Source organism: Arthrobacter sp. CAN_A1 (assembly GCF_015751665.1).
Lineage (GTDB): Bacteria > Actinomycetota > Actinomycetes > Actinomycetales > Micrococcaceae > Arthrobacter_D.
In genome coordinates, this window is the sequence record NZ_JADOUR010000011.1 from 32,006 (window position 1) to 58,055 (window position 26,050).

Consider the following 26,050-nt stretch of genomic DNA (forward strand, 5'->3'; position numbering starts at 1 on the left):
AATTGGTACCCATCATGGCACTGACTATTTCCTATCCCCCTGAACTCCCGGTTTCCGAGCGCCGCGCCGACATTATGGCTGCCATCGCCGCCAACCAGGTGACGATCATTGCCGGCGAAACCGGGTCCGGCAAGACCACCCAGATTCCGAAGATGTGCGTGGAGCTGGGACTTGCCGACAGGGGTCTGATCGGCCATACCCAGCCCCGCCGTCTCGCCGCCCGCACTGTGGCCGAACGCATTGCCGAGGAACTTGGCGTCTTGGTGGGCGCCGAGGTCGGTTTCCAGGTGCGGTTCACCGGTGAGGTGAGCCGCAGCACCAAGATCAAGCTGATGACTGACGGAATTCTGCTGGCCGAGATCCAGCACGACCGGCTGCTGAAAAAGTACAGCACCATCATCATCGATGAAGCCCACGAACGCAGCCTTAACATCGACTTCATCCTGGGCTACCTGAAACGGATCCTGCCGCAGCGGCCCGATCTGAAGCTCATCATCACCTCGGCCACGATCGACCCTGAACGCTTCGCCGCGCACTTCGCCGCCGACGAGGCAGTGACCGTCAAGCAACCGGCGCCGATCATCGAGGTCTCAGGGCGCACCTATCCGGTCGAAATCCGGTACCGTCCGTTGAGCCAGCCAGCCGGCGAGGCAGACGACAGCGCTGATCCGGGTGACCAGGAGGAAGACCGGGACCCACTGGACGCCGTCTGCGACGCTGTCGACGAACTGGCCAGGGAAGCCCCCGGCGACATTCTGGTGTTCTTCTCCGGCGAGCGCGAGATCCGCGACGCGGCAGATGCCCTCCGCGCCCGGGTGCAGGTCAACCCACGGCTCACGGGGACGGCTATTCTGCCGCTGTTCGCCCGGCTGTCGCTGCAGGAACAGCACCAGGTCTTCAAACCATCGGGGCCGGGGCGGCGCATCATCCTCGCTACCAACGTCGCCGAAACCTCGCTGACCGTCCCCGGCATCAAGTACGTCATTGACACCGGAACCGCCCGCATTTCGCGCTACTCGCACCGCACGAAGGTGCAGCGGCTGCCGATCGAGCGCGTCTCCCAGGCTTCGGCCAACCAGCGCTCCGGCCGGTGTGGCCGCGTGTCGGACGGTATCGCGATCCGCCTGTATTCCCAGGAGGACTTCGAGGCCCGCCGCCCGTTCACCGACCCGGAGATCCTGCGCACCAACCTGGCGGCCGTCATCCTCCAGATGACCGCCATGGGCGTCACCCGCGGGCCCAAGGATGTCGCCGATTTCCCGTTCGTCGAACCGCCTGACTCCAAAGCCATCAACGACGGTGTGACCCTCCTGAAGGAGCTCGGGGCGCTCGAGGCGTCGGGCGGAATCTCCCCCGTGGGCCGCAAGCTCGCCCAGCTCCCCGTGGACCCCCGTCTGGGTCGCATGATTGTCGAGGCTGGCGAGCGCGGTTGCGCCAAGGAAGTGATGGTCCTCGCTGCGGCGCTCACCATCCAGGATCCGCGGGAGCGGCCGCAGGCGGATCAGGGTTCGAAGCTGCAGACCGCGACGGCGATGCACAAGCGGTTCCACGACGAGAACTCCGATTTCACCGGGTATCTGAACCTGTGGCGTTACCTGCAGGAGAAGCAGAAGGAACTGTCTTCCACCCAGTTCCGCAAACTGTGCCGCAACGAGTTCATCAACTACCTACGTGTGCGTGAATGGCAGGACCTGTTCGCCCAGCTCCGTCAGCTGGCCAAGCCGCTGGGCATCACCCTCTCCCCCGACCCGGTGGATCCGGTCGGCAACGACACTGCCATCCACATCAGCCTGCTCGCTGGGCTGCTGAGCCACATCGGGCTCTACGACCAGCGCAAGCGCGAGTACGCCGGAGCACGCGGCACCCGCTTCGCTGTCTTCCCCGGCAGCGCCCTCTTCAAAAAATCCCCGGACTGGGTGATGGCCGCCGAACTGGTGGAGACGTCCAGGCTCTGGGCCCGGGTGGCAGCCAAATTCGATCCGCTGTGGGCCGAGGAGGTGGCGCCGCACCTGGTCAAACGCAGCTACAGCGAGCCACACTGGTCCCGCAAGATGGGCGCCGTCATGGCTCACGAGAAAGTGACCCTGTACGGTGTGCCGATCGTCCCGCAGCGCCGGATCAACTACGGTCGGATCGACCGTGAGCTGGCGCGGGAACTGTTCATCAGGCACGCCCTGGTGGAGGGCGACTGGAAGACCCACCACAAATTCTTCCACCGCAACAAGGCGCGCCTGGCGGAGATCGAGGAGCTGGAGAACCGGCTGCGGCGCCGCGACCTGATGGTCGACGACGAGACCCTCTTCGAGTTCTACGACACGCGGGTGGGCCCCGAGGTGGTGTCCGAACGGCACTTCGACTCGTGGTGGAAGGACACCCGCCGCCTGCAGCCCGACCTGCTCGACTTCCTCCCCGGCGACCTGCTCGCGGACAACAGTGACCTTGACGAGTCGGCTTTCCCCAAAATCTGGCACCAGGGAAGTTTCGACCTCCCCCTGAGCTACGAGTTCTCCCCCGGCGTGCAGGGTGCGTCCGACGGCGTCACGGTGAAGATTCCGGTGGTGTTCCTGAACCAGCTCGACGCCAGGCCCTTCCACTGGCAGATTCCCGGGCTACGGGTGGAACTGGTGACCGCCCTGATCAAATCGCTGCCCAAGCAGGTCCGCAAGAACTTCATTCCCGCCCCCGATGTAGCCCGCAGTGCTGTCACCGCACTGAACGCCGACTTCGACCCGGCGAGTGACGATCTTGAGCACTCCCTTGAACTGGTGCTGCGCCGGATGAAGGGCCACATCATCGAGCCCGGGTCGTGGAACCGCAGCGTCCTGCCCGATCACCTGCTGATGAGCTTCCAGGTGGTCGACGGCAAAGGGCAGATCCTCGATGAGGGCACCGATCTGCCAGCCCTCCAGGAGCGGCTCGCGCCTCAAACACGCCGCGCCATCGCCGAGTCACTCGGTGCCACGCCAGCGTCCACCCGAACGGCGAAGGCCCCCGCTCGCGGGACGCCGGCTGCCGGGTCCCCGCCGGCGACGTCCGGGCCGTCCGGGCTGGCGAGCACCAGGGAGATCGGGATCACCGAACGCTCTGGACTCACGGCGTGGACCTTCGGCGACATCCCCCGCCACGTGGCAAGGAACGTGAACGGGCACACAGTGACCGGGTACCCGGCGCTGACCGATGAGGGAACCGCCGCGGGGCTGGCAGTCTTCCCCAATCCCGCAGAGCAGGGCGCCGCCATGCGCGACGGGGTCATCAGGCTCCTCGCCGTGCGTGTTCCCAGCCCGGCCAAGTATGTCCTGGAGCACCTTAGCAACGCCGAGAAGCTCACCTTCAGCCAGAACCCGCACGGCAGCGTCGCTGGATTGATCGAGGACTGCACGCTCGCCGCCGTCGACAAGTTGACGCCCGAAACCCTGCCGTGGACCGAGGCGGAGTTCACTTCCCTTTACGAGAACGTCAGGGCCGAACTCATCGACACGGTGTTCACGGTGACCGCCACGGTGGAGAAAATCCTGTCCAGTACCCGACGGATCGAAAAGCAACTCAAGGGCACCACCAGCCTCGCCTTGATCACCGCGCTGAACGATGTCCGAAGTCAGCTGGAACAGCTGGTCTACCCCGGCTTTGTTGCGAAGACCGGGTATGCCCAGCTGAGCCACCTGCCCCGCTATTTGTCAGGGATCGAGACCCGCCTCGCGAAGCTGGCCGGCAACGTCCAGCGCGATTCGTTGGGGACCGCCGCGGTCCAGCGCCTTGAGGACGAGTACGACGACGCCGTCGCCGCCCTCGTCCCAGGCAGCAGGAAAACCCCTCCCGCCCTGTTGAAGGTGCGCTGGATGCTTGAGGAGCTGCGCATCAGTCTGTTCGCCCAGGAGTTGGGCACCGCCTACACCGTGTCGGAGAAGCGGATCCGCGCTGCCATCGGCGAGGCGATGGCAGCGCGGACCGGCGTCAGCTCAGCGGCCAGGTAGCCTGCAGGTTAGCCGGCATCGGGAACAAACTCTCCGTGCCCGGCCGATCGGAGCGCGTCCCGCAGGGCGTTGGCGTTGGCATCGAGGGCGGCCGGGTCCGGGTTGTGGTCGACTGCATGCACGTCGAAGTCCTTGGCGCTCTGCGTGGGCCAGACGTGGACATGCAGGTGCGGCACCTCGTAACCCTCCATCAGCACGCCCACGCGCTTAGGGGCGAATGCTGCTGTCTGCGCCTTCGCGATGGTCTGCGCTACCGCCATCACCTTGCCCAGCAGTTCCGGTTCCGCCTCCACCCAGTGCGTCACTTCTTTGCGTGGCAGCACCAGGGTGTGTCCATCGGTCAGCGGCGCGATCGTGAGGAACGCGACGACGTCGTCGTCCTTCCAGATAAACCGGCCCGGAATGTCGCCGTCGATGATCTTGGTGAAGAGGGTACTCATTCACTAACTCCTTGCTTCTCGGGGGCTCGGTCAGGCGCCCGTGGCGACGGGTAGATCCGACCGGGAGGACCACTGCGACCAGGACCCCGGATAGAGCGCGGCGGAATACCCGGCAATCTCCAGGGCAGCGATCTGGTGGGCCGCGGTGATCCCCGACCCGCAGTAGACGGCGACGTCGACGCTGTCGCTGACCCCCAGCGCTTCGAAGCGCCGGCGAAGGTCGGCAGGAGTCTTGAACCGTTGGTCCAGGGCGAGGTTTTCCGTGGTTGGCGCACTGACCGCACCGGGAATGTGGCCCGCTTTGGGATCCAGCGGCTCGATCTCACCACGGAACCGCTCGCCAGCACGGGCGTCGAGCAGCACGCCGTGTTCGGCGATTGACCGGACCTGAGCAATATCGGTGACCGTCATCGACCCGGGATTCAGTGCCACTTCACCGAGGCAGTGCTGTTCCTCGCCGCCCTCAGTGCCGTAACCGGCACCGGTCCAGGCGGCAAGCCCGCCATCGAGCAGATGTACCGACTCCAGGCCTGCCCAGCGCAGCAGCCACCAGAGGCGGGCCGCTGAGGTGTTGCCTGAATTGTCGTACGCCACCACCACGTCGCCGTCATTGATACCCCATTGGCGGGCAGCTTCCTGCAACCGATCGATCGGGGGAAGTGGATGGCGACCCTCCCGGACCGACGGTTCACCACTGAGGGTAGCGTCGAGGTCAACGTACACTGCGCCGGGTATGTGGGCTGATTGGTAATGACCGTGGCCGTGGGGATCACCCAACGACCAGCGGACATCCAGCAGGACCGTCTGCAGGCCGGAGGTCATCCGGTGCTGCAGGGCCTGCACGTCCATCAGAGTCTTCATCAAGATCTCCTTTTGAATGTGACCGGCAACACTGCCGAGCCTTATGCGCACCAGTCCATCACAGCGCGGGCCGGTACTCCAATCCACAGCCGGACAAGTCTTCGGCCCCCGGAAAGGCAGGCCGGTAGGCTGAACCAGTGAACACCCTAAGCGCCCTCTCCGACCGGTCCTGGGCCGCGGAGGCCATCCGCCGGATCGAAGCCGAGAACAACAGGTCGGCTGACACTCATCTGTATGCGGTTCCCCTGCCGGAGCATTGGGGCGTCGAGCTGTTCCTGAAGGACGAGTCGACCCACCGCACCGGCAGCCTCAAGCACCGGCTGGCCCGCTCCCTCTTCCTGTTTGGACTGGTCAACGGGTGGATCACCGAGAACACCACCATCGTCGAGGCCTCCAGCGGCTCCACAGCAGTCTCCGAGGCCTACTTTGCCCAACTCCTTGACCTGCCGTTCATCGCCGTGATGACCCGGACCACCAGCACGGAAAAGATTGACCTGATCGAACAGTACGGCGGAGCCTGCCACTTCGTTGACCACGCCTCCGAGGTGTACGCCGCCGCCGCCGGTCTGGCGGCCACGGCTGGTGGCCACTACATGGACCAGTTCACGTACGCCGAGCGGGCCACCGATTGGCGGGGCAACAACAACATTGCGGAATCGATCTACGGTCAGCTCACTTTGGAACAGCACCCGATCCCCGACTGGATCGTCGTGGGGGCCGGCACCGGCGGAACCAGCGCGACCATCGGCCGCTATATCCGGTACCAACGCCACAGCACCCGCCTCGCCGTCGTCGACCCGGAGAACTCGGCCTTCTACCCGGCATGGCGTCACCCCGGCACCGCCGCCGCGGGCAGCCCCTCCCGGATCGAGGGCATCGGACGGCCGCGGTTGGAACCCAGTTTTGTGCCCGGCGTCATCGACCACATGATCCAGGTGCCCGACGCGGCCTCGGTCGCGGCAATGCGTCACCTCCGCCAGCTCACCGGCCTCCATGCCGGACCTTCCACGGGAACCAACCTGTGGGGGGTCTGGCAGCTGATCGGTGAAATGATCGCTGAGGGGCGCCGCGGCAGCGTGGTGTCCCTCATGTGTGATGCCGGTACCCGGTACGCGGGCTCGTACGACGACGACGCCTGGCTCTCCGCCCGGGGCCTCGATCCGGGACCGTACACCCGCCACCTTGAGCACTTCTTCGCCACCGGAACCTGGCGGGACTGAACCCGCGCAGATAGCGGCGGTGACGTGAACCGGGTAGAACTGAGTTATGAATGATTCCCTGGTGCTCGGTCCAATGATGCGGTACGTCGACCTGACCTCGGCCAGTATCTGGGTGGAAACCCGGGACGCTGCGCAGGTTAGCGTGACGGCCGGTCAGCAAACCTGGACTGCCCAGACGTTCGGCGTCCACGGCCATCACTACGCCCTGGTCGAAGCTGACGGCCTGGAACCGGGAACCGTCACCGCGTACACGGTGTCGATCGACGGCATCCAGGTGTGGCCCGAGCAAGGGTCAGGGTATCCCCCCTCCATGATCGCCACTCTGGCGCCCGGCAAACCGATCAAGATGGCCTTCGGTTCCTGCCGGACAAGTGTCCCTCACAACGCGGCCGGCAACAGCAAACATGGAGTCGATTCGATGCGCGCGTACGCCCTTAATCTGGCGGCCGGGGTCAACGGGGTGGCCTGGCCCGATTTGGTGGTTTTTCTGGGTGACCAGGTGTACGCCGACGTCACCAGTGACGCCATGCAGGAGTTCATCAAGGCCCGGCGGGATATCGACGAGGAGCCCGGCGAGGAGCTGAAGGATTACGAGGAGTACGCCCACCTGTACAACCTTGCGTGGTCCGATGACGCCAACCGGTGGTTGCTCTCCACCCTGCCCAGCGCGATGATTTTCGACGACCATGACATCCGCGACGACTGGAACACCTCCCTCCAGTGGAAGCACACCATGGAGGCGACTTCCTGGTGGCAGGGCCGCATTGTCTCGGGACTGGCCTCCTACTGGGTGCACCAGCATCTGGGCAACCTCTCCCCCGAGCAGCGTGCGCAGGATGAGATCTGGCAGCTGGTCACCTCGCACACCGGCGACGCCGAACTGGACCTGAGCGACGCCCTGGACGCCTTCGCCGACCGGACCAACCAGGAACCGTCAACCTACCGGTGGAGCTTCAGCCGCGAGATCGGCGACGTCCGGCTGGTGGTCCTCGACTCGCGGGCGGGCCGGGTCCTTGACCCCGCCAAGCGGTCAATCCTTGATGACAAGGAGCTGGAGTGGCTCGACGGCCAGATGCAGGGCGGCTTCCGGCACCTATTGATCGCCACCTCACTGCCGTTCCTGCTGCCCACCGGCCTGCATCACATCGAGGCCTGGAACGAGGCGCTCGCCGACGGTGCCTGGGGCAGTTTCGGGGCGAAGATCGGCGAGAAAATGCGCCGTACCGTTGACCTGGAACACTGGGGTGCCTTCCAGCGGAGCTTCAGGGCCGTGGCCGGCATGGCCGTCGAGGTGGCGGACGGCAAGCGCGGCCCGGCACCCGAGACGGTCACCTTCTTGTCCGGGGACGTGCACTTCTCCTATGTGTCAGAGGTGGAGCGGTCGTCGGGAAGCCGCATCATCCAGGCCGTCTGTTCACCGATCCGCAATCCGCTCCCCCGCGCCATGCGGTTCCTCACCGCCATCCTGTCCTACGGCGTCGCCAGCCCGGTGGGTGCGCTGGTGGCCCGCTCGGCGAAGGTCCCCGATCCGCCGTTCCGCTGGTCGGGGGTGAAGGGCCCCTGGTTCGACAACAATCTGGCGGGACTGCAGGACGGCCCTGATGGCCTGCGGTTCTGGTGGGAGCGTGGAGTGGTGGACGACGGCGATCACCTCTCGCCGCGCCTGGAGGAAGTGGCCACGGTGACGGTGTCGCCGCGGGCCACGCCCTAGAGCAGCACGCTTTCCCCCGGATCGAGATGGCGGAACTCGGTGCCGTAGAGTCCACCGATCCGCGCCACATGGCTCTCCACCAGCTGTAGCCCTCCGTCGTTGAGGAGTGCATCGTGGATCTGGAAGGCACGGGCCGCCCGGACCGACGTCACGAAATCGATCACCTCGCCGGTCTTGGACCAGGGCGCATGGACCGGTACCAGAAGCGTTGACACGTCGATGCCGTGCGGGACGATGAAGGAATCTCCCGGGTGGTAGAGCGACCCGTCGATGAAGTAGCCGATGTTGGCGACCATGGGTATGTGCGGATGGATCAGCGCGTGCTGGCCGCCGAAGGTCTGGACCTCGAACCCGGCGACGCTGTACCGCTGCTCCGGCTCGGCCGTGTGGACCCTGCCGGGTTCGTCGTCGCCGAGCCGCACGGAAAGCGCTGTGGCTACCGTAGCCGGCGCGTAGACCGCCAGGGTGGGGTCATCACGCAGCGCTTCCACCAGACGTTCCTCGTCGAAATGATCGGCGTGCTGGTGGGTGATGAGCACCGCATGCGCACCCGCTAATGCGGTCTCCACTTCGGAAAATGATCCCGGGTCGACGACGAGCACTGCGCCGTCCTTCTCCAGCCGGACACAGGCGTGGGTATATTTGGTGAGCTTCATCGCGTCAGCCTACCGTTGGGCCGCCCCAGCCAACAGAGCCCGGGCCCCACCGCTGGTAATCTTGGTCGCGACAGTCAGTACCACCCGAGCCGTCAGGAGGGGATTCATCAGTGCCACCAGTAGCAGAACCGGCCGCCCGCAAAGGCTCAGAGCAGCGGGTCACGAAGCAGCGTCTTGCGGTCAGTGCAGCGCTCGATGACCTCGACGATTTCGTCAGCACCCAGGAACTCCACCGCCTGCTGCACACGGCAGGACACGCCGTTTCGCTGGCCACCACCTACCGGATCCTGCAGTCGATGTCCGAGGATGGCCTGGTCGATGTGCTGCGGAACGGGGAAGGGGAAGCGGTGTACCGCCGGTGCGACGCCCCGCACCACCACCACCATCTGCTCTGCCGGAACTGTGGACGCGCCGTCGAGATCGAAGCGCCCGCCGTCGAGAAGTGGGCGGCCCGCACCGCCGAGGAGCATGGTTACACCGAGGTGGCCCACACCGTGGAGATCTACGGTCTTTGCCCTGACTGCACTGCCGAGCAGGGCCGGAGCTAGGCCGACTGCAGCTGGACGGGGCCGGATGTGGTGGCTGCTGTGCGGCGGCCACGCTGCCAGCTGATCCCCCGGCAGACCAGGTAGATCACGAAGGAAATGGTTGTCACGTAGGGGCTGATCGGGATTCGCCCGCCCAGAGCCAGCAGAATTCCGCCCACCACTGAGACACAGGCGAAGATTACGCTGAGGAGCACCACAATCCTGGGCGATGACGTCACCTTCAGGGCGGCCGCGGCCGGGGTGATCAGCAGGGCCAGGACCAGCAGCGCACCGACCACCTGAATGGACAGGGCCACTGATACACCGAGCAGGAACATGAACACGATGGAGAGCCCGCGGACCGGCACTCCACGTGCCTCCGCCAGGTCGGCGTCGGCGCTGGCGAAGGTCAGCGGCCGCCAGATTGCTAGCAGTGCCACCATGACGGCGACGGCACACCCCGTCAGGAGGGAGAGCTGGACGTCGTCCACCGACACGATCTGACCGGTCAGCAGGCCAAACTTGTTGGCGGCGCGGCCCTCGTAGAGGGCGAGAAAAAGGATACCCAGGCCCAGACCGAACGGCATGATGACCCCGATGATCGAGTTCCGGTCACGTGCCCTGATCCCCATCACGCCCAGCAGCAGCGCGGCAAGAACTGAACCCACCAGCGAACCGTAGATCACGTTGGCCCCGATGAGCAGCGCGAACGCCGCACCGGCGAAGGACAGCTCGGCGATGCCGTGGACGGCAAACGCCAGGTCCCTCATCATCACGAACGTACCAATCAGTCCGCCCAGCAGACCGAGGACGGCCCCCGCCCACAGCGAGTTCTGCACCAGGGGCAGCAAATCGGAGTAGTTCTCGAAATTGAACAGTGCGGTGAAGATCTCCTGCAGGTCCACTGTCAGTGTCCTTCCGCGTGGTGGTGGGTGGTGTCGTCCGGGAGCCCGACGACGATGATCCGCCCCTTGCTGTGCAGCACCTCAACGTTGCTGTTGTACAACTCGGACAGCACCTCACTGGTCATCACTTCATGCGGCGGACCAACCCTGAATTGTCCCCCCGCCAGGTACAGCACCCGGTCGACATAGTCGATGATTGGATTGATCTCGTGGGTCACAAAGACGACAGCCGAATCGTGGTGATGGCACTGATCGTTGATGAGACCGCTCACCGCCTGCTGGTGATGCAGGTCCAGGGACAGTAACGGCTCATCGCAGAGGAGCACCTGCGGGTTGGTCGCGAGAGCCTGCGCCGCCCGCAACCTCTGCTGCTCCCCCCCGGACAGGCGCCCCACCGGCGCGTCGGCGTAGGAGGAGGCGCCCACCTTATCCAGCAGGGCATCGACCGTGGCGTTGTAGTCCCTGCCGCGCCATCGCAGTCCCCAGCGGTGACCGTCGACGCCGAGCCCCACCAGGTCGCGGGCGCGCAGCGGGGTTTCCGGCGGGAAGGACTTCTGCTGGGGAATGTAACCGATGTCGCGGCTGCCCCGGCGGACCCCGGTCCCGTTGATGGTCGCCGACCCGGAGTCCAGCTGCTGGAGTCCCAGGAGCACCTTCAGGAGACTGGTTTTCCCTGACCCGTTGGGGCCGAGCACCGCAAAGAACTCACCCTTGTGGATATCGAAATCGAGGTCCCGCCAGAGGACCCGGTCACCGAACGAGAGGGACGCCGACCGCAGGCTGACCACCGGCTCGGCGACCGTGCGCTCCGCTGTGAAGGGGTGATGGGGCAAAGCCAGTTGGTTCATCTCCAGCAAGAAATAAGGTGGGCCGGCGGTTTCGCCAACCGTCGATCAGGGGTTGAGGACGGTTTCGATGCCGTCCACATTTGAGGTCATCCAGGACAGGAAGTCTTCCCCTTCAGGCACCGTCTCGGTGAAATTGACGACATCCACCCCTGCCGCGTCCGCTGCGTCGCGAACGGTCTGGGTTTGGGGACTCTCCGTCTGCTCATTATAGGCAAGGAACGCGAGCGATTCGTCCTCCATCAGGGTCATCATGTCGTTCAGGACAGCAACCGATACATCCGACCCTTCCTCGATTGCCTCGCTGTAGTCGCCCGGCGTCGAATTTTCCAGCCCAGCGGCTTCGAGCAGGTAGACGGGCACCGGTTCGGTGATTGCAACCGTCCGGCCCTCAGCAGTTCCGCTGATGTCGGTGAGCCTTTCGGTCAGGACGGTGATGCCAGCGGTGAATTCCCCGACATTGGTGTTGTACGTATCAGCATTGTCCGGGTCGAGTTCGGCAAGTTTGGAACCGATCTCCTCTGCAACGGCGCCCATTGCTTCGAGGTCGTACCACACGTGCTCGTTCACTTCATCATGGGCGTGGTCGTGCTCTTCCTCTGCCGGGTCCTCGGCATCGGAGTCCTCCGCATGTGCCTCCTCGAAGCCTTCGATACCTGATTCGCTGACGGCCGAGATGATGAACTCGTGGTCGAGTTCCACCTCGTCGGCCAGGCGGTGGAGGAACGGATCGTAGCCGCCGCCATTTTCGATCAACAGTTGCGCCTCGGAGACCACCAGCTTGTCCTGGACCGTCGCCTCGTAGGAGTGCGGGTCCTGCGACAGGCTGTCCACAATCGACGTGACCGACACGTTGTCGCCTCCAATGGTCTGGGCAATATCGCCGTAGACGTTGGTGGAGGCGACAATCTGGATGCCGTCCCCGGTGGCACCGGCGGCGGGGTTATCCCCCGCGGACTGTCCGCACCCGGTCAGTGCAAGCGCCAGGGCGGCAACTCCGACCAGGCCTGTCGTTGTGGAAAGGCGTCGCATCTGTCCCTCGATCTACGTGTGGATGAACCCGAATCAATAACTCTTGATCCTTAGTCTAACGCAAACGCGAATCATTCGCATATCGCCGGAGAGTGCCGCCTACCGGAGCCTCTGGTCCGCTGCGAGGTCCTCCACGCTGGTGCCGGTGCGACGATGGCCCTGATTCTGTGTCGCGTCGCGGATTTCGCCGATGAGCTGCTCGATCACGTCCTCGAGGAAGAGAACACCGTGGGTTGCCCCATCGGGACCCAGCACCCGGGCCAGGTGGGATCCGGTCCGCTGCATGGTGCTGAGAGCCGTCTCGATTTCGTCGTCGAGGTTCAGGTTCGCGAGGGTGCGCACCTTGTTTTCGGTGATGGGCTTGGAGTACATCTCCTCCGAGATGGACATGACGTCCTTAAGGTGCATGTAGCCGGTCAGGACGTCGTTGTCGTCCATCAGCACAAACCGGGAGAACCCGGTCCGCCCTACCGCCTTCTCAAACTCGGCGGGAGTGGAAGTAGTACTCACGCTCACCAGCTCGTCCAGCGGCACCATCACGGTCCCGGCTGTCTGTCCGGAGAACTCAAGTGCACCGGAGATCAGGCCGGAGCCATCGTCAACGAGACCGTGGCGGGTGGACTCCTGCACGATCGACTGAACCTCCTCAAGGGTGAAGGAGGAGGTCACCTCGTCCTTGGGCTCCACCCGCATGGCCCGCAGGATATGGTTCGCCAGCCAGTTCAATGACCCGATGATGGGGTTCACGATCCGGGCGATCATCACCAGGGGCGGGGCCAGCAGCAGAGCCGCCTTGTCGGCGACGGAGACCGAGATGTTCTTCGGCACCATCTCGCCGAATGTCACGTGCAGGAAAGTCACGATCAGCAGGGCGATGGCAAACGCGATGATGTCGGCCGGTCCCGCAGGGATCCCCACCGATTCCAGGGGAACCACGAGCAGGTGATGGATGGCCGGTTCGGCCACCTGGAGGATCAGCAGCGAGCAGACGGTGATGCCCAACTGTGCGCAGGCGAGCATCAGGGAGACGTGCTCCATGGCCCACAGCGTGGTCTTGGCCCGCTTCGAGCCTTCGTCAGCCAGGGGTTCGATCTGGCTGCGGCGCGCTGACATGATCGCAAACTCGGCGCCCACAAAGAAGGCGTTGCCGATCAGCAGAACAATCAGCCAGACAATTCCGGCCCAGTCGTTCATCGCTGACCTTCCATCGCGGCGGTAGTAACTCCGCCAGTTTCGTCTTCGGGGTGGACGGGGATAAAGCTGACCCGGTCGATCCGTCGACCGTCCATCCGCTCTACCTCAAGAACGCCGCCGGGGACGTCAACCCGGTCACCCGGGGTGGCGATCCTGCCCAGCTCGGCCATGATGTACCCGGCCACGGTTTCGTAACCTGCCTCATCAGGCACCGAGAGGTGCGGAATCTGGTCGGTGACCTCGTCGGGCCGCATCAGGCCCGGGAAAAACCAGTTGCCTGAGGCGCTCTGCAGCACTCCTGGTTTCAGCTTGTCGTGCTCATCAGCGACCTCACCGACAATCTCCTCCACCAGGTCCTCGAGGGTGACGACGCCAGCCGTTCCGCCATACTCGTCGAGGACCACCGCCAACTGGAGGTTTGCCTCGCGGAGCTCCGCGAGCAGGGAGTCCAGGTGGACTGTCTCCGGGACGCGCAGCACTTCGGTCATGATCGTGCCGGCCGGGAGGCCGGCGCGCTTGCTCCGCGGTACGGCTACAGCCTTCTTGACGTGGACCACGCCGCGGATGTCATCGGGTGAGTCGGCGATCAGCGGGAACCGGGAGAACCCGGTCCGCCTGGCAAGGTCGACGACGTCGGCCACACTCTGATCGGATTCGATGGTTTCCATCCTGATCCGGGGGGTCATCACATCGGCGGCGGTCCGCTCCGAGAAACTGAAGGTCCGCGCCAGGAAGTTGGCGGTGCCGGGGTCGAGGGTACCCATCTCCGCCGATCGGCGGACCAGCGACGAGAGCTCCGAGGGGGTCCGGGCACCGGAGATCTCCTCCTTCGCCTCCAACCCGAACAGGTTCAGGACGCGGTTGGAAAAACCGTTCAGGACAATGATGGCCGGCTTGAAAACGCCGGTGAAGATTAGCTGCGGGCGCGCCAGCAGTTTGCCAATCTTGAAAGGGAGCGCGATGGCGAGGTTTTTGGGGACCAGCTCACCGATCAGCATCGACAGCAGCGTGGCGAGGGTCATCGCGATGACCAGCGATACCGTCCCGAGGATCGCATCGGGAATACCGATCGCTGTCAGAGGACCCTGAATCAGGCGACCGACTGAAGGCTCCATCACGTAGCCGGTCAGCAGGGTGGTGAGGGTGATGCCGAGCTGACAGCTGGAAAGCTGGGTCGATAGGGACTTCAGGCATTTCAGCAGGGGTACTGCGCCCTTGTCACCGTTGTCGACCGCCCGCTGGACGTAGGTCTGGTCCAGGGCCACGAGGGAGAACTCAACGGCGACAAAGAATCCGGTGCCGAGGATCAGGAGGAGGCCCGCTATGAGGAAGTAGATTTCCATCTGGCGCTCACCGCCGTCCAGGCCTCACCGGTCGGGGCGCCCAGGCCCTGACGCAGATCAGTGGGTAGGCCCGGTCTAGAAGGCTCCGATAGCGGTTCGGTTGAGCGGCCGCCTGTCACGCGTGACGCGCTGGGCTCAGGATCGGCGGGGCTCATGAGTGCTGGGAGATGGTGATGGGCATTGGTGCGGGGTCTGCCGGCACAAGTCGACCGTGCTGCGGAAGTCCGCTGCGCACGCATCGAGGGCCGGCCCCTAGAGGAACTGTCCATAAGAGCTTCAGTTTACATCAGCAGCCGGCCCATACCAGTGCGGCCCCTACCAGCTTTGTGGGAGCGGCCTGCCCTCTTCGTAGCCTGCGGCCGACTGCACGCCCACCACAGCGTTTTCCCTGAACTCGGCGAGGCTGCGCGCCCCGGCATAGGTCATTGAGCTGCGGAGGCCGGCAGTAATCATGTCCAGCAGGTCCTCCACCCCGGGACGGGCCGGGTCAAGATACATTTTCGACGTCGAGATGCCTTCCTCGAACAACCCTTTTCTGGCCCGGGCGAAGACGTCGTCGCGCTGCGTCCGGTTCTGGACGGCCCGGGCCGAGGCCATACCGAAACTTTCCTTATATTGCCTGCCGCTGCTGTCCGTCTGCAGGTCACCGGGGCTTTCATAGGTTCCGGCGAACCAGGATCCGATCATTACCTGGCTGGCGCCGGCCGCTAGAGCGAGCGCAACGTCACGCGGGTACCGCACGCCGCCGTCGGCCCACACCTGTGCCCCCAGTTCCCGCGCCGCCTCGGAGCACTCCTGCACTGCCGAAAACTGGGGCCGCCCAACAGCGGTCATCATGCGGGTGGTGCACATGGCACCGGGGCCGACGCCAACTTTGACAATGTTGGCTCCCGCCGCCACGAGGTCTCGGACCCCGTCGGCGCTGACCACATTGCCCGCCACGATGGGCACCGGGCGGGATGTTCCGTTGGCGACGGCGCGGACTACCTTCAGCGCGTCGAGCATTTTGCGCTGATGACCGTGAGCGGTGTCGACCACCAGGACGTCCACGCCGGCCTCGAGCAGTTCCGCAGCCTTGGCTTCGACGTCGCCGTTGATCCCTACGGCCGCGGCGACACGGAGCGACCCGTTGGCGTCAACGGCCGGGCGATAGATGGTCGACCGGAGCGCGCCTTTGCGGGTCAGCACACCCAGCAATTCACCGTCACGGGAGACTGGAGCAAGACTGGTGCTGGAGGCGTCCAGTTCCTCGAAAGCGCGCTGCAATCCGGCCGCAGCGTCGCCGGTGAAACGGGATGATTCGAAGTTGATGAAGCTGGTGCGCATCACTGAGTCCAAAGAAGCGAACCGGTCAACTCCCTCGCAGTCTGCGGACCTGACAATCCCGATGCAACGGTTCTGCCCGTCAACCACCATGACGGCCCCATGGGACCGCTTGCTGATCAGGTGCAGGGCATCGATCACTGTGTTCCCCGGCTGGAGCTTGAGCGGAGTCTCGTAGACGGCGTGACGGCTCTTCACCCACTGCGTCACTTCAGCGATCACCTCGGAGGGGATGTCCTGCGGCAGAACAGCGAGCCCGCCCCGGCGGGCCACTGTCTCCACCATGCGACGCCCGGTCACGGCCGTCATGTTGGCCACCACCAGCGGGATGGTCGTGCCGGTCGAATCATCGCTCGAGAGGTCCACGTCGAAGCGGGACACCACCTCCGACGCGGACGGGACTAAAAACACGTCCGAATAGGTGAGATCGGTGGCGGGCTGATTGATAAAACGCATGGTGTTGCTCCTGGATCGGCTTCGTTAAAAGTCTAGGTGGTTCCCCTGATACTTAGGACATCCGAGGGATTGGCTTGTTACCCGCGACTGTCATTAGACTGGCAGCGGGTCTGTATACAGTTTTATTTAGCGTTGAATGAAGCTGCAGACTCTCCGCACCGGGCTCAGGGCAACTTACGGAAGAGGCGTATTACTAGTGCCAGAACAACCCAACCACCGTCTACCTGAAGAATTCGGCGGAAACGAGTGGCTTGTCGACGAGCTATATGAGCAGTTCCAGAAGGATCGGAACTCGGTCGACAAGAAGTGGTGGAAGCTGTTCGATTCGTTCGCGGCCGAGGACTCGCAGTCAGAAAACGGCCGCCACACCGCGCCGCGCACCGATGCGAAGACCGGCAGCACCAACAACAGCAGTGGCCCTAACAACAGTGTTCATAACAGCAGTGGCGAACTGGGCCACAACCCGGCCACCCGCGAGCTGCCGGTCGTCAACACCGAGACGAGCGCCCCCAAGTCCTCCGGTGAATCCCCCGCCAGCTTCGAGGAGTCGGCCAAGCCGCCGGTTCCCAAGGAGACACATACCCCGGCCGCCATCAAAGCCGAGGACAACGCTGACCGCGCCATGGAGAAGGCAGCCCAGGAAAGAGCCGAGAAGCCCGTGTCCAAGCAGCCAGACAATGCCAAGGCCGAGAAGCCGGCGACGACGCCGATTCCCGCCCAGCTTCCCAAGTCTGCCCGCAGCACCGACATGGACGACGACACGGTCAAGGTTCTTCGGGGGCCCGCCAAGGCGATCGCCACCAACATGGACGCCAGCCTGACCGTTCCCACCGCTACCAGTGTCCGCGCCATTCCCGCAAAACTCCTGATCGATAACCGCGTGGTCATCAACAACCACCTGGCCCGCGCCCGTGGCGGGAAGGTGTCCTTCACCCACCTGATCGGCTACGCCATCATTCGTGCGCTGGCACAGTTCCCGTCGCAGAACGTGTATTACGACGTCGTCGACGGCAAGCCCTCCGCCGTGCAGCCCGCGCACGTGAACTTCGGGCTCGCGATCGACATGCCGAAGCCTGACGGTTCCCGCCTGCTGGTGGTGCCGAACATCAAGAAGGCCGAGACGATGAACTTCTCGGATTTCTGGCACGCCTACGAGGACCTGGTCAAGAAGGCACGCTCCGGCAAGCTCGGCGCCGACGACTACGCGGGGACCACCGTATCGCTGACCAACCCCGGCGGCATCGGCACCGTCCACTCGGTGCCCCGCCTGTCCAAGGGCCAGGCCTGCATCATCGGTGCCGGTGCCCTCGAGTACCCGGCCGAGTTCCAGGGCTCCAGCGAGAAGACCCTCGCCCAGCACGCGATCAGTAAGACCATCACGCTGACCTCCACCTACGACCACCGCGTCATCCAGGGTGCCGGTAGCGGCGAGTTCCTGCGGATCATCCACCAGCTGTTGCTGGGTGAGCAGAACTTCTACGACGAAATCTTCGAGGCCCTCCGGATTCCGTACGAGCCGGTGCGGTGGAGTGCCGACATCCAGGTCGACCCGATGGATGAGATCAACAAGGTAGCCCGCATCCAGCAGCTGATCCACGCGTACCGGGTCCGCGGCCATCTGATGGCCGACACCAACCCGCTGGAGTATGTGCAGCGCAAGCACGCCGACCTTGACGTGCGGACCCACGGGCTGACCCTGTGGGATCTGGACCGGGAGTGGCCCACCGGCGGTTTCGGCGGCAAGCCGATGCTGAAGTTCCGGACCATTCTTGGTGTGCTGCGAGACGCCTACTGCCGCACCACGGGCATCGAGTACATGCACATCCAGGATCCCGAGGAACGCCAGTGGTTCCAGGACGAGCTGGAGCACTCCTACTCGAAGCCCAGCCGTGAAGAGCAGATGCGTGTGCTGCACCAGCTCAACGCTGCCGAAGCCTTCGAGACGTTCCTCCAGACTAAGTTCGTCGGGCAGAAGCGCTTCTCCCTTGAGGGCGGCGAGTCGCTGATCCCACTGCTTGATTCGATTATCTCCAACGCTGCCGACGACGGCCTCGACGAAGTGGCCATTGGAATGGCGCACCGTGGCCGCCTGAACGTGCTGACGAACATCGCCGGGAAGACCTACGGCCAGGTCTTCCGCGAATTCGAGGGCACCCAGGACCCACGCTCGGTCCAGGGTTCCGGTGATGTGAAATACCACCTCGGCACCGAGGGCACGTTCACGTCCGAGAGCGGCAACGAGACCAAGATCTACCTCGCAGCCAACCCCTCCCACCTGGAAGCTGTGGATTCGGTGCTCGAGGGCATCGTCAGGGCCAAGCAGGACCGCCTCGACCTGGGCGACGCGTTCCCTGTCCTCCCCGTCCAGATCCATGGCGATGCGGCCTTCGCAGGCCAGGGTGTGGTTGCCGAGACGCTGAACCTGTCCCAGCTGAGGGGCTACCGGACCGGTGGCACCATCCACATCATCGTCAACAACCAGGTGGGATTCACCACTTCCCCCACGTCATCGCGGTCCTCGGTGTACTCCACCGACGTCGCGAAGATGGTTCAGGCTCCGATCTTCCACGTCAACGGTGACGACCCGGAGGCAGTGGTCCGGGTGGGCCAGCTCGCTTACCAGTTCCGGCAGAAGTTCAACAAGGACGTGGTGATCGACATGGTGTGCTATCGCCGCCGTGGACACAACGAGGGCGACGACCCGTCAATGACCCAGCCCATGATGTACAACCTCATCGAAGCGAAGCGCTCAGTGCGCAAGCTGTACACCGAGGCCCTGATCGGTCGCGGCGACATCAGCCAGGATGAGGCGGAACAGGCGCTGCGGGATTACCAGGAACGCCTGGAGCGGGTATTCGCTGAAACGCATGCCGCCCAGACGTCACCGATTCCGATCGTGACCAAGGACGCCGCAGCAGTATCGGACATTGAGCGTCCCATGTCGCAGCAATCCGACACCGGTGTGGGTGTCCCGGCGAGCACAGCGATTACCCCGGAAACACTGGCTCACATCGGCAAGGTCCACACGGCGATCCCCGAGAACTTCACCGTTCACCCGAAGCTGAAGGCTCTGCTCGACAAGCGTGAACAGATGTCCCGCGAGGGCGGTATCGACTGGGGCTTCGGCGAACTGGCAGCCTTCGGATCGCTCCTGATGGAGGGCGTGCCGGTGCGCCTGGCTGGCCAGGACTCGCGCCGCGGAACCTTCGTGCAGCGTCACGCGGTGTTCCACGACCGGGCGACCGGCGAGGAATGGCTGCCACTTGACGACCTCAGCGAGGCCCAGGCGAAGTTCTGGATCTACGACTCGCTATTGTCGGAATACGCGGCGATGGGCTTCGAGTACGGTTACTCGGTTGAACGCCCCGACGCACTGGTCCTGTGGGAAGCCCAGTTCGGTGACTTCGTCAACGGTGCCCAGACCATCATCGACGAGTTCATCAGCTCTGCCGAGCAGAAGTGGGGCCAGCGCTCGTCGCTGGTGCTGATGCTGCCCCACGGCTACGAGGGACAGGGTCCCGACCACTCCTCGGCCCGTATTGAACGCTTCCTGCAGATGTGCGCCGAGGACAACATGGTGGTGGCCAACCCCACCACTGCGGCCTCCCATTTCCACCTGCTGCGCCGCCAGGCGTACACCAGGCCACGCAAGCCGCTGATCGTTTTCACGCCGAAGCAGCTGCTCCGGTTGAAGGCTGCGGCCAGCTCGGTGGAGGACTTCACCACCGGCACCTTCCTCCCGGTGATCCCGGACAAGCAGGACCCTGCTGCCAACGACGTCGATCATGTGATCCTCGTGTCAGGACGCCTGTATTACGATCTGCTGGCCTCACGCCAAAAGACCGATGACCAGAAGACCGCCATCATCAGGGTGGAGCAGCTCGCTCCCCTCCCGGTTGAGGAGATCAAGGCGGCCGTCGCCAAGTACCCGAATGCTGACCTCGTGTGGGCTCAGGACGAGCCAGCGAACCAGGGTCCCTGGCCCTTCATTGGCTTGAACCTTCCGGAGCATCTGGACCGGCCGCTGCGGTTGGCCTCGCGTCCAGCCTCGGCGTCAACTGCGACAGGTTCGGCCAAGCGCCACGCTGTGGAGCAGGAGATCCTGGTGAAGAAGGCCTTCGAACGCAAGTAGCAACTGTCGAGCTGGCAGTTACGTATGATGTTGGGTGGGGTGCGGTCGCGCCCCACCCAACAGTATTCTGAGCTGGGTTCGAAACGCGGATCACAGTGGCTAATCGATGAGCGGACAAAGGTAACCAACCAGTGGAACAACGCAGAATCCGGCTCGCAGCCGTAGGTGACGAACTGCTAGCAGGGCTGGGCGACCCGCGGGCGCTCGGCTGGTTTGGCCGTGTGCTCGCCCGGACAGCTCCCGCCGGCGTTGCGCTGCAGGCCTTCACCCTCGCTGCACCCCATGAGGGTACGGAGGCGCTTGCCAACCGGTGGTTACAGGAGACCGGGCGGCGCTTTGATGACGGATTCGAGAACAGGCTGGTCATCGGTCTGTCCGACCGGGACCTCGACCTGGATCTGTCCACGGCGCGCAGCCGGCTCAACCTTGCGAACATCCTCGACGGCGCCGCACAAATGAGCGTCAAGGTGCTCGTCGTGGGGCCTCCCCCAGGGCTCGACGCCGAACGGAACCGCAGGCTGGCGGACCTCTCGGCAGCGTTCGCCGACGTCACCACACGCCGGAAGCACGTCTACGTCGACACGTTCACCCCGCTGCAGGCCCACGAACAGTGGCGCAGCGACCTCGCAGCCAATGGTGGCGGGCCTGGTCAGGCTGGATATGGTCTGATGGCCTGGCTGGTCCTGCACCGTGGCTGGTTCCAGTGGCTGGACGTCCCGGCGCCAGAGTAGCACTCTCATTTTCGATGTGTAGCGTTGTTCACTGAACATACGTCCGGTTGGACGCCCGAACAACGACGAAACGGACATTGCGCCCATGAAAACCACCACCATGAAAAAGGCTTCGGCCGCCGCCTTCATCCTCACCGCCTTCTTCCTCGTCGGCTGCGACACCACGGATGGGGATGACCAGAACCAGGAGCAGCAGCAGGAAGACAGCGGCTCCGGGTTCGGCGACAACTCAAACGATGGCGACTCGGAAGAGTCAGAAGACGAATCCGAAGACGGCGACGACGACTAGCCCGGGGCTAGTGGCTGAAGACGATCTTCCCGAAGACCTCACCGTCAAGCATCCTTCGGAAGCCCTTTTCTGCCTGATCGAGGGGATATACCTCATCGATCAGGGGCCGGACGCTGGTGGCGACCAGGAACCGGGTCAGCCGGATCAGTTCCTCACGGGTCCCCATGGTGGAGCCCAGGACCTTTAACTGAAGGAAGAACACCCGGTTCAGGTCGGCGCTGGGAGCCGGGCCGCTGGTGGCCCCGCAGGTCACCACCGCCCCGCCGGGCTTCAGCGACTTCAGCGAATGTGACCAGGTGGCGTCGCCCACGGAATCGAAGACGACGTCGACCCGCTCCGGCAGACGCGCGCCGTCGTCGAACACTGCGGCGGCACCCAGTTCCAGCGCCCGCTCCTGTTTGTCCTTACTCCTGCTGGTCGCCCAAACCCGGAAACCTGCCGCACTGGCCATCGCGATCAGAGCGGTGGCGACTCCTCCGCCGGCACCCTGCACCAGTAGGGTGGATCCCGGGGCGGCGGGCGACACGGTGAACAGCATCCGGTAGGCGGTCAGCCAGGAGGTGGGCAGGCAGGCAGCCTCCTCGAAACTCAGCTCGGGGGGCTTGGGAACGAGGTTGCGTTCCGGGACCCACACGGTGTCGGCCATGGCGCCCGGCAGCTTCTCGGACAGCAGGGTGCGCCTGGGATCGAGGGTTTCATCCCCTTCCCATCCGGGGGTGGAGATGACTCCGTGGACCAGGACTTCGTTGCCGTCGTCGTCGACTCCCGCGGCATCGCAACCGAGGATCATGGGCAGTTTGTCAGCGCTGAGTCCCACCCCCTTCAGGGACCACAGGTCGTGGTGGTTCAGGGCGGACGCCCGGACGGTGACCCGGCGGTACCCGTCGGGCGGGTCGCTGGCGGCCAGGTCTCCGATGACCAAACCGTTCAGGGGGTCCTCGGCGGAAAATGAGTCGACGTATACAGCGCGGGTCACGTGGTACTCCTTCAGTTCGGGTCCTTCCATCCTAGGACGAAGCCCAGGGGCAACGACATGGGTGGTTTAGGGGCAGCCCTCCGAAGTGTGGGAGACTGGATGGTAGTCCAAAATACTTTAGAAGCAAGGAGGCAGCCATGAGCAAGCGAGCACGCAAGAAGCGCGACCGCAAGAAGGGCGGCGCTAACCACGGTAAGCGCCCCAACGCCTGAGCAGTCGGGCTAGCAGCAAAAAGGGAGCCTCCGCGCCGGTTATCGGCTGCAGAGGCTCCCTTTTTGCGTGTCGGGCGTCAGTGCTCGGCTGTTTTGATCTGGCTGATCCGATCCAGGATGCTGGTCTTCAAAGTGGTGGGTGCCACCTCGGTGCAGGACCGCTTGACCACTGAACGGATCACGCATTCCAGGTCGTGTTCTTCAGCGCACTCGGGGCAATCCTCGAGGTGGTTTTTGATCTCCACCAGGTCGTCATGCGACAAGGCTCCGTCGAGGTAGTCGTACAGGCGCTCGATTCTGGAATCGGCGCAGTCGCCGAGGCTCTCGCAATCGCTCATTTTCCACTCTCCTGTGTCTTGGCCGAGTCGCTGCCCGCCGCTACCTTCGCTGCACCCAGGCCGCGATCGTGGGCGTATTCGGCCAGCAGTTCCCGCAACAGCTTGCGCCCACGGTGCAGCCTCGACATGACCGTGCCAATTGGCGTGTTCATAATTTCCGAAATTTCCTTGTACGCGTACCCCTCGACGTCGGAGAAATACACCGCCAACCGGAACTCCTCCGGGATGGCCTGCAACGCCTGCTTGACGTCCGAATCGGGGAGATGATCCAGCGCTTCCACCTCAGCCGACCGCAGTCCGGTGGGGGTGTGCTCAGCCGCTTTGGCGAGCTGCCAGTCCTCGATGGTGTCCGAGTGCGACTGCAATGGTTCCCGCTGACGCTTCCGGTACAGGTTGATATACGTGTTGGTGAGGATGCGGTACAGCCAGGCCTTCAGGTTCGTGCCCGGCTTGTACTGGTGGAACGCTGAGAAGGCCTTGGTATAGGCCTCCTGGACCAGGTCCTCAGCGTCCGCCGGGTTGCGTGCCATCCTCATGGCAGCCGAGTAGAGCTGATCCACATACTGCATGGCGTCACGTTCGAACCGGATCTTGCGATCCGCGTCCGACTCTGTTGACACATCCAGTTGATCGTCTTCGACTGGGGCGCTACCCGCCGCGGCTGTTGTATTCATTGATGAAAAGTCTACGCGCCCGGCCCTGACTGGCCGCACTGGTGTAACTGTCAGCTGGAAATCAGGCGTCTTACTGACTGTTGAGGCTGGTGCCGTCATCATCCGCCTCCCTGTCGTGCTTGTGGTTGATCAGTCGTTTGATTGTCTGAGGGGTATAACCGATGGTGGTGTTTGGTTATTCCAACGAACCACCGGGGCCGTGCCGCAGATACCCGTGTCGCCTTACTAGTTTAAAAGTGCAAAACTAGGACTCAAGTTCCCCATCAGTCCACAGCCGGGAGGCAATCATGACCCTTGTTCGCGTAGTAGCCCGCCCCATGCTCGCCAGTTCGTTCGTGGCAGCCGGAATCGACCGGCTGCGGAATGCCGAAGCCGCGGGCACCCAGCTCCGCCCCACCCTTGACCTGATCAATAAGGCAGTTCCTTCAGCAGCCTCGGTGACCGCCAATGAGAAGGTGGTGGCGCAGGCGCTCGGTGCGGCCCAGGTGGGCGCCGCAGCGCTGCTCGGCATCGGTCGGTTCTCCCGGGTCGCCGCGCTGGTGCTGGTCGGCACCGCGGGTCTGAACACGCTGGTCGACTTCAAGTCGGCCGATTCCTCCACTGCCGAGGCCCGGAAGCACCGTCGGAACCAGCTCTTGAAGAACGTCTCCCTGATCGGCGCCGTGCTGCTAGCCTCCGTCGACACCAACGGCCGGCCCGGCCTCGCGTGGCGCGCCGAGCACTTCGCCTCCGATGCGAAGCGCAATGCCAAGGCGCTGACCCACGATACCCGCAAGAGCGCCAAGACCATTGCCCGGGACACTGAGAAGCAGCTGAAGAAGGCCAACAAGTCAGTCCGCAAGACCGCCTCCGATCTGGTGGGCTAGCACCACAGTGACCCACATGGAGCTGTCGCATTGGCGGGCACCCTACGCGACCTCACCGGTCGATGCGACAGTTCAGGTACCCGGCTCCAAGTCGCTGACCAACCGGTTCCTGATTCTTGCCGCACTGGCTGACGGACCCTCGCGGCTGAGGGCGCCGCTCATCTCCCGCGACTCGCTCCTGATGGTCAATGCGCTCAGGGCACTCGGCGCTGACTGCGAAGAGGTTGCCGGCGACGGGGCGTTTGGCCCCGATCTACTCGTCACCCCGGTCGACTTCTCCAAACCCCACGACGCGTCAATTGACTGTGGACTGGCGGGCACCGTGATGAGGTTCGTCCCGCCGCTTGCGGCCCTGCGGCGGGGAACCACGTCGTTCGACGGTGACCCCCATGCCCGGAAACGGCCCATGGGTGCCGTGATCGAGGCGCTCCGTGGGCTCGGGGCCAGGATCGACGGCGACGGCGCCCAGTCGTTGCCCTTCTCGGTCACCGGCACCGGGGAAGTCCCCGGCGGCAGGCTGGTCGTCGATGCCAGCGCCTCGTCGCAATTCGTTTCCGCCCTGCTGCTCGTAGGCGCACGCTTCACCACCGGGCTTCATCTTGAACATGTGGGACCCCCGGTCCCGAGCCTCGATCACATCGCCATGACCGTCAAGGTACTGCGGGAGGTGGGGGTGGAGGTGGATGACTCTGTTCCCAACCAGTGGCGGGTGTCCCCCGGTGCCATCACCGCCTTCGACGTGCGGATCGAGCAGGACCTCTCCAACGCCGGCCCGTTCCTCGCCGCTGCACTGGTCACCGGTGGCACCGTGCGGATCCCCAACTGGCCGGTGGGGACCACCCAAGTGGGCGACCAATGGCGGCAAATCCTGGCGACCCTCGGAGCAAAGGTATCCCTCACCGACAGCACCCTGACAGTAACGGGCGCCGCCAGCATCAAGGGGGCTACGTTCGCCGATACCAGTGAGCTGGCTCCAACCGTTGCCGCGCTCTGCGCGTTGGCGGATTCGCCGTCGGTCCTCACCGGCATCGCCCACCTGCGCGGCCACGAAACCGACCGCCTCAAGGCGCTGGCCACCGAGATCAACCGGCTCGGCGGAGATGTCACCGAGACCGCCGACGGACTGGCCATCACGCCCGCGCCGCTCCACGACGGACTCTTCAGGACCTACGACGACCATCGAATGGCCACTGCGGGTGCCATCCTCGGCCTCGCCGTCCCGGGGGTGGAGGTCGAGAACATTGAGACCACCGCCAAGACGATGCCGCAGTTCCCCGAACTGTGGGCCGATCTCGCCGCGACCGGACACCCCGTGTCCGCCCAGACCCACCCCGCCAGCGGGCGCTGA

Annotated in this window: 22 protein-coding genes; 10 read left to right on the top strand and 12 right to left on the bottom strand. The window is 64.3% G+C overall.

Annotated elements, in window-relative coordinates; genetic code table 11:
• Positions 1-14 precede the first annotated feature (14 nt).
• On the top strand, positions 15-3,971 hold the full coding sequence (gene hrpA / locus IWX62_RS12445; RefSeq protein WP_196841737.1) for an ATP-dependent RNA helicase HrpA: 3,957 nt from the start codon (positions 15-17) through the stop codon (positions 3,969-3,971).
• Between the two features lie 8 nt (positions 3,972-3,979).
• Here hrpA and IWX62_RS12450 read toward each other — a convergent pair whose 3' ends face one another.
• Both IWX62_RS12450 and IWX62_RS12455 read right to left on the bottom strand, forming a co-directional pair.
• Positions 3,980-4,411, bottom strand: coding sequence for an HIT family protein (locus IWX62_RS12450; protein WP_196841738.1), 432 nt, complete (start codon positions 4,409-4,411; stop codon positions 3,980-3,982).
• A 30-nt stretch (positions 4,412-4,441) separates the two neighbouring features.
• Positions 4,442-5,272 carry a sulfurtransferase gene (locus IWX62_RS12455; RefSeq protein WP_196841739.1) on the bottom strand — a complete coding sequence of 277 codons (831 nt, stop codon included), beginning with the start codon at positions 5,270-5,272 and terminating at the stop codon, positions 4,442-4,444.
• Positions 5,273-5,409: 137 nt separating this feature from the next.
• Here IWX62_RS12455 and IWX62_RS12460 point away from each other — a divergent pair, with 137 nt between their 5' ends.
• Positions 5,410-6,492, top strand: coding sequence for a PLP-dependent cysteine synthase family protein (locus IWX62_RS12460; RefSeq protein ID WP_196841740.1), 1,083 nt, complete (start codon positions 5,410-5,412; stop codon positions 6,490-6,492).
• Positions 6,493-6,538: 46 nt separating this feature from the next.
• The gene (locus IWX62_RS12465; RefSeq protein ID WP_196841741.1) at positions 6,539-8,203 is read left to right on the top strand and encodes an alkaline phosphatase D family protein; all 1,665 of its coding nucleotides are present in this window, start codon (positions 6,539-6,541) and stop codon (positions 8,201-8,203) included.
• Here IWX62_RS12465 and IWX62_RS12470 read toward each other — a convergent pair.
• Positions 8,200-8,859 carry an MBL fold metallo-hydrolase gene (locus IWX62_RS12470; protein ID WP_196841742.1) on the bottom strand — a complete coding sequence of 220 codons (660 nt, stop codon included), beginning with the start codon at positions 8,857-8,859 and terminating at the stop codon, positions 8,200-8,202. The two genes, IWX62_RS12465 and IWX62_RS12470, sit on opposite strands and share 4 nt — an antisense overlap.
• A 110-nt stretch (positions 8,860-8,969) precedes the next feature.
• On the opposite strand from IWX62_RS12470, the gene IWX62_RS12475 reads away from it, so the two are divergent.
• Positions 8,970-9,407, top strand: coding sequence for a Fur family transcriptional regulator (locus IWX62_RS12475; protein ID WP_196841743.1), 438 nt, complete (start codon positions 8,970-8,972; stop codon positions 9,405-9,407).
• Here IWX62_RS12475 and IWX62_RS12480 read toward each other — a convergent pair.
• From IWX62_RS12480 to IWX62_RS12505, 6 genes are all read right to left on the bottom strand, one after another.
• Complete coding sequence (locus IWX62_RS12480) at positions 9,404-10,291, bottom strand: metal ABC transporter permease (RefSeq protein ID WP_196841744.1); 888 nt, start codon at positions 10,289-10,291, stop codon at positions 9,404-9,406. The genes IWX62_RS12475 and IWX62_RS12480 overlap by 4 nt on opposite strands.
• A gap of 2 nt (positions 10,292-10,293) precedes the next feature.
• Positions 10,294-11,139, bottom strand: a complete 846-nt coding sequence (locus IWX62_RS12485; RefSeq protein ID WP_196841745.1) for a metal ABC transporter ATP-binding protein — start codon at positions 11,137-11,139, stop codon at positions 10,294-10,296.
• 45 nt (positions 11,140-11,184) lie between these two features.
• Complete coding sequence (locus tag IWX62_RS12490; protein WP_196841746.1) at positions 11,185-12,168, bottom strand: metal ABC transporter solute-binding protein, Zn/Mn family; 984 nt, start codon at positions 12,166-12,168, stop codon at positions 11,185-11,187.
• Positions 12,169-12,267: 99 nt separating this feature from the next.
• Positions 12,268-13,362, bottom strand: a complete 1,095-nt coding sequence (locus IWX62_RS12495; RefSeq protein ID WP_196841747.1) for a hemolysin family protein — start codon at positions 13,360-13,362, stop codon at positions 12,268-12,270.
• A complete protein-coding gene (locus tag IWX62_RS12500) occupies positions 13,359-14,705 on the bottom strand; it encodes a hemolysin family protein (protein ID WP_196841748.1) in 1,347 nt (448 codons plus the stop codon). Before IWX62_RS12500 ends, IWX62_RS12495 begins: the two co-directional genes overlap by 4 nt.
• Before the next feature lie 315 nt (positions 14,706-15,020).
• The gene (locus IWX62_RS12505) at positions 15,021-16,484 is read right to left on the bottom strand and encodes a GuaB1 family IMP dehydrogenase-related protein (protein ID WP_196841749.1); all 1,464 of its coding nucleotides are present in this window, start codon (positions 16,482-16,484) and stop codon (positions 15,021-15,023) included.
• 196 nt (positions 16,485-16,680) lie between these two features.
• On the opposite strand from IWX62_RS12505, the gene IWX62_RS12510 reads away from it, so the two are divergent.
• The 3 genes from IWX62_RS12510 (at position 16,681) to IWX62_RS12520 (ending at position 21,636) form a co-directional block, all read left to right on the top strand.
• A complete protein-coding gene (locus IWX62_RS12510; RefSeq protein WP_196841750.1) occupies positions 16,681-20,616 on the top strand; it encodes a multifunctional oxoglutarate decarboxylase/oxoglutarate dehydrogenase thiamine pyrophosphate-binding subunit/dihydrolipoyllysine-residue succinyltransferase subunit in 3,936 nt (1,311 codons plus the stop codon).
• 131 nt (positions 20,617-20,747) lie between these two features.
• Complete coding sequence (locus IWX62_RS12515; RefSeq protein WP_196841751.1) at positions 20,748-21,347, top strand: GDSL-type esterase/lipase family protein; 600 nt, start codon at positions 20,748-20,750, stop codon at positions 21,345-21,347.
• Between the two features lie 85 nt (positions 21,348-21,432).
• A complete protein-coding gene (locus IWX62_RS12520) occupies positions 21,433-21,636 on the top strand; it encodes a hypothetical protein (protein ID WP_196841752.1) in 204 nt (67 codons plus the stop codon).
• 7 nt (positions 21,637-21,643) lie between these two features.
• On the opposite strand, the gene IWX62_RS12525 is transcribed toward IWX62_RS12520, so the two are convergent.
• On the bottom strand, positions 21,644-22,612 hold the full coding sequence (locus tag IWX62_RS12525; RefSeq protein ID WP_333483403.1) for a zinc-binding dehydrogenase: 969 nt from the start codon (positions 22,610-22,612) through the stop codon (positions 21,644-21,646).
• 137 nt (positions 22,613-22,749) lie between these two features.
• Between IWX62_RS12525 and IWX62_RS16460 the strand changes: the two genes are divergently transcribed.
• Positions 22,750-22,824 (top strand): 50S ribosomal protein bL37, encoded by a 75-nt coding sequence (locus IWX62_RS16460; protein WP_116778527.1) that lies wholly within the window; start codon positions 22,750-22,752, stop codon positions 22,822-22,824.
• Between the two features lie 77 nt (positions 22,825-22,901).
• Here the strand turns inward: IWX62_RS16460 and rsrA are convergent, their stop codons facing one another.
• Positions 22,902-23,162: a mycothiol system anti-sigma-R factor gene (rsrA, locus tag IWX62_RS12530; protein WP_196841754.1), complete on the bottom strand. Its 261-nt coding sequence runs from the start codon at positions 23,160-23,162 to the stop codon at positions 22,902-22,904.
• Positions 23,159-23,938 carry a sigma-70 family RNA polymerase sigma factor gene (locus IWX62_RS12535; RefSeq protein WP_196841755.1) on the bottom strand — a complete coding sequence of 260 codons (780 nt, stop codon included), beginning with the start codon at positions 23,936-23,938 and terminating at the stop codon, positions 23,159-23,161. The genes rsrA and IWX62_RS12535 overlap by 4 nt, the downstream gene beginning before the upstream one ends.
• A 185-nt stretch (positions 23,939-24,123) precedes the next feature.
• Here IWX62_RS12535 and IWX62_RS12540 point away from each other — a divergent pair, with 185 nt between their 5' ends.
• Positions 24,124-24,702 carry a DoxX family protein gene (locus IWX62_RS12540; protein ID WP_196841756.1) on the top strand — a complete coding sequence of 193 codons (579 nt, stop codon included), beginning with the start codon at positions 24,124-24,126 and terminating at the stop codon, positions 24,700-24,702.
• 16 nt (positions 24,703-24,718) lie between these two features.
• Positions 24,719-26,050: a 3-phosphoshikimate 1-carboxyvinyltransferase gene (gene aroA, locus IWX62_RS12545; RefSeq protein WP_196841757.1), complete on the top strand. Its 1,332-nt coding sequence runs from the start codon at positions 24,719-24,721 to the stop codon at positions 26,048-26,050.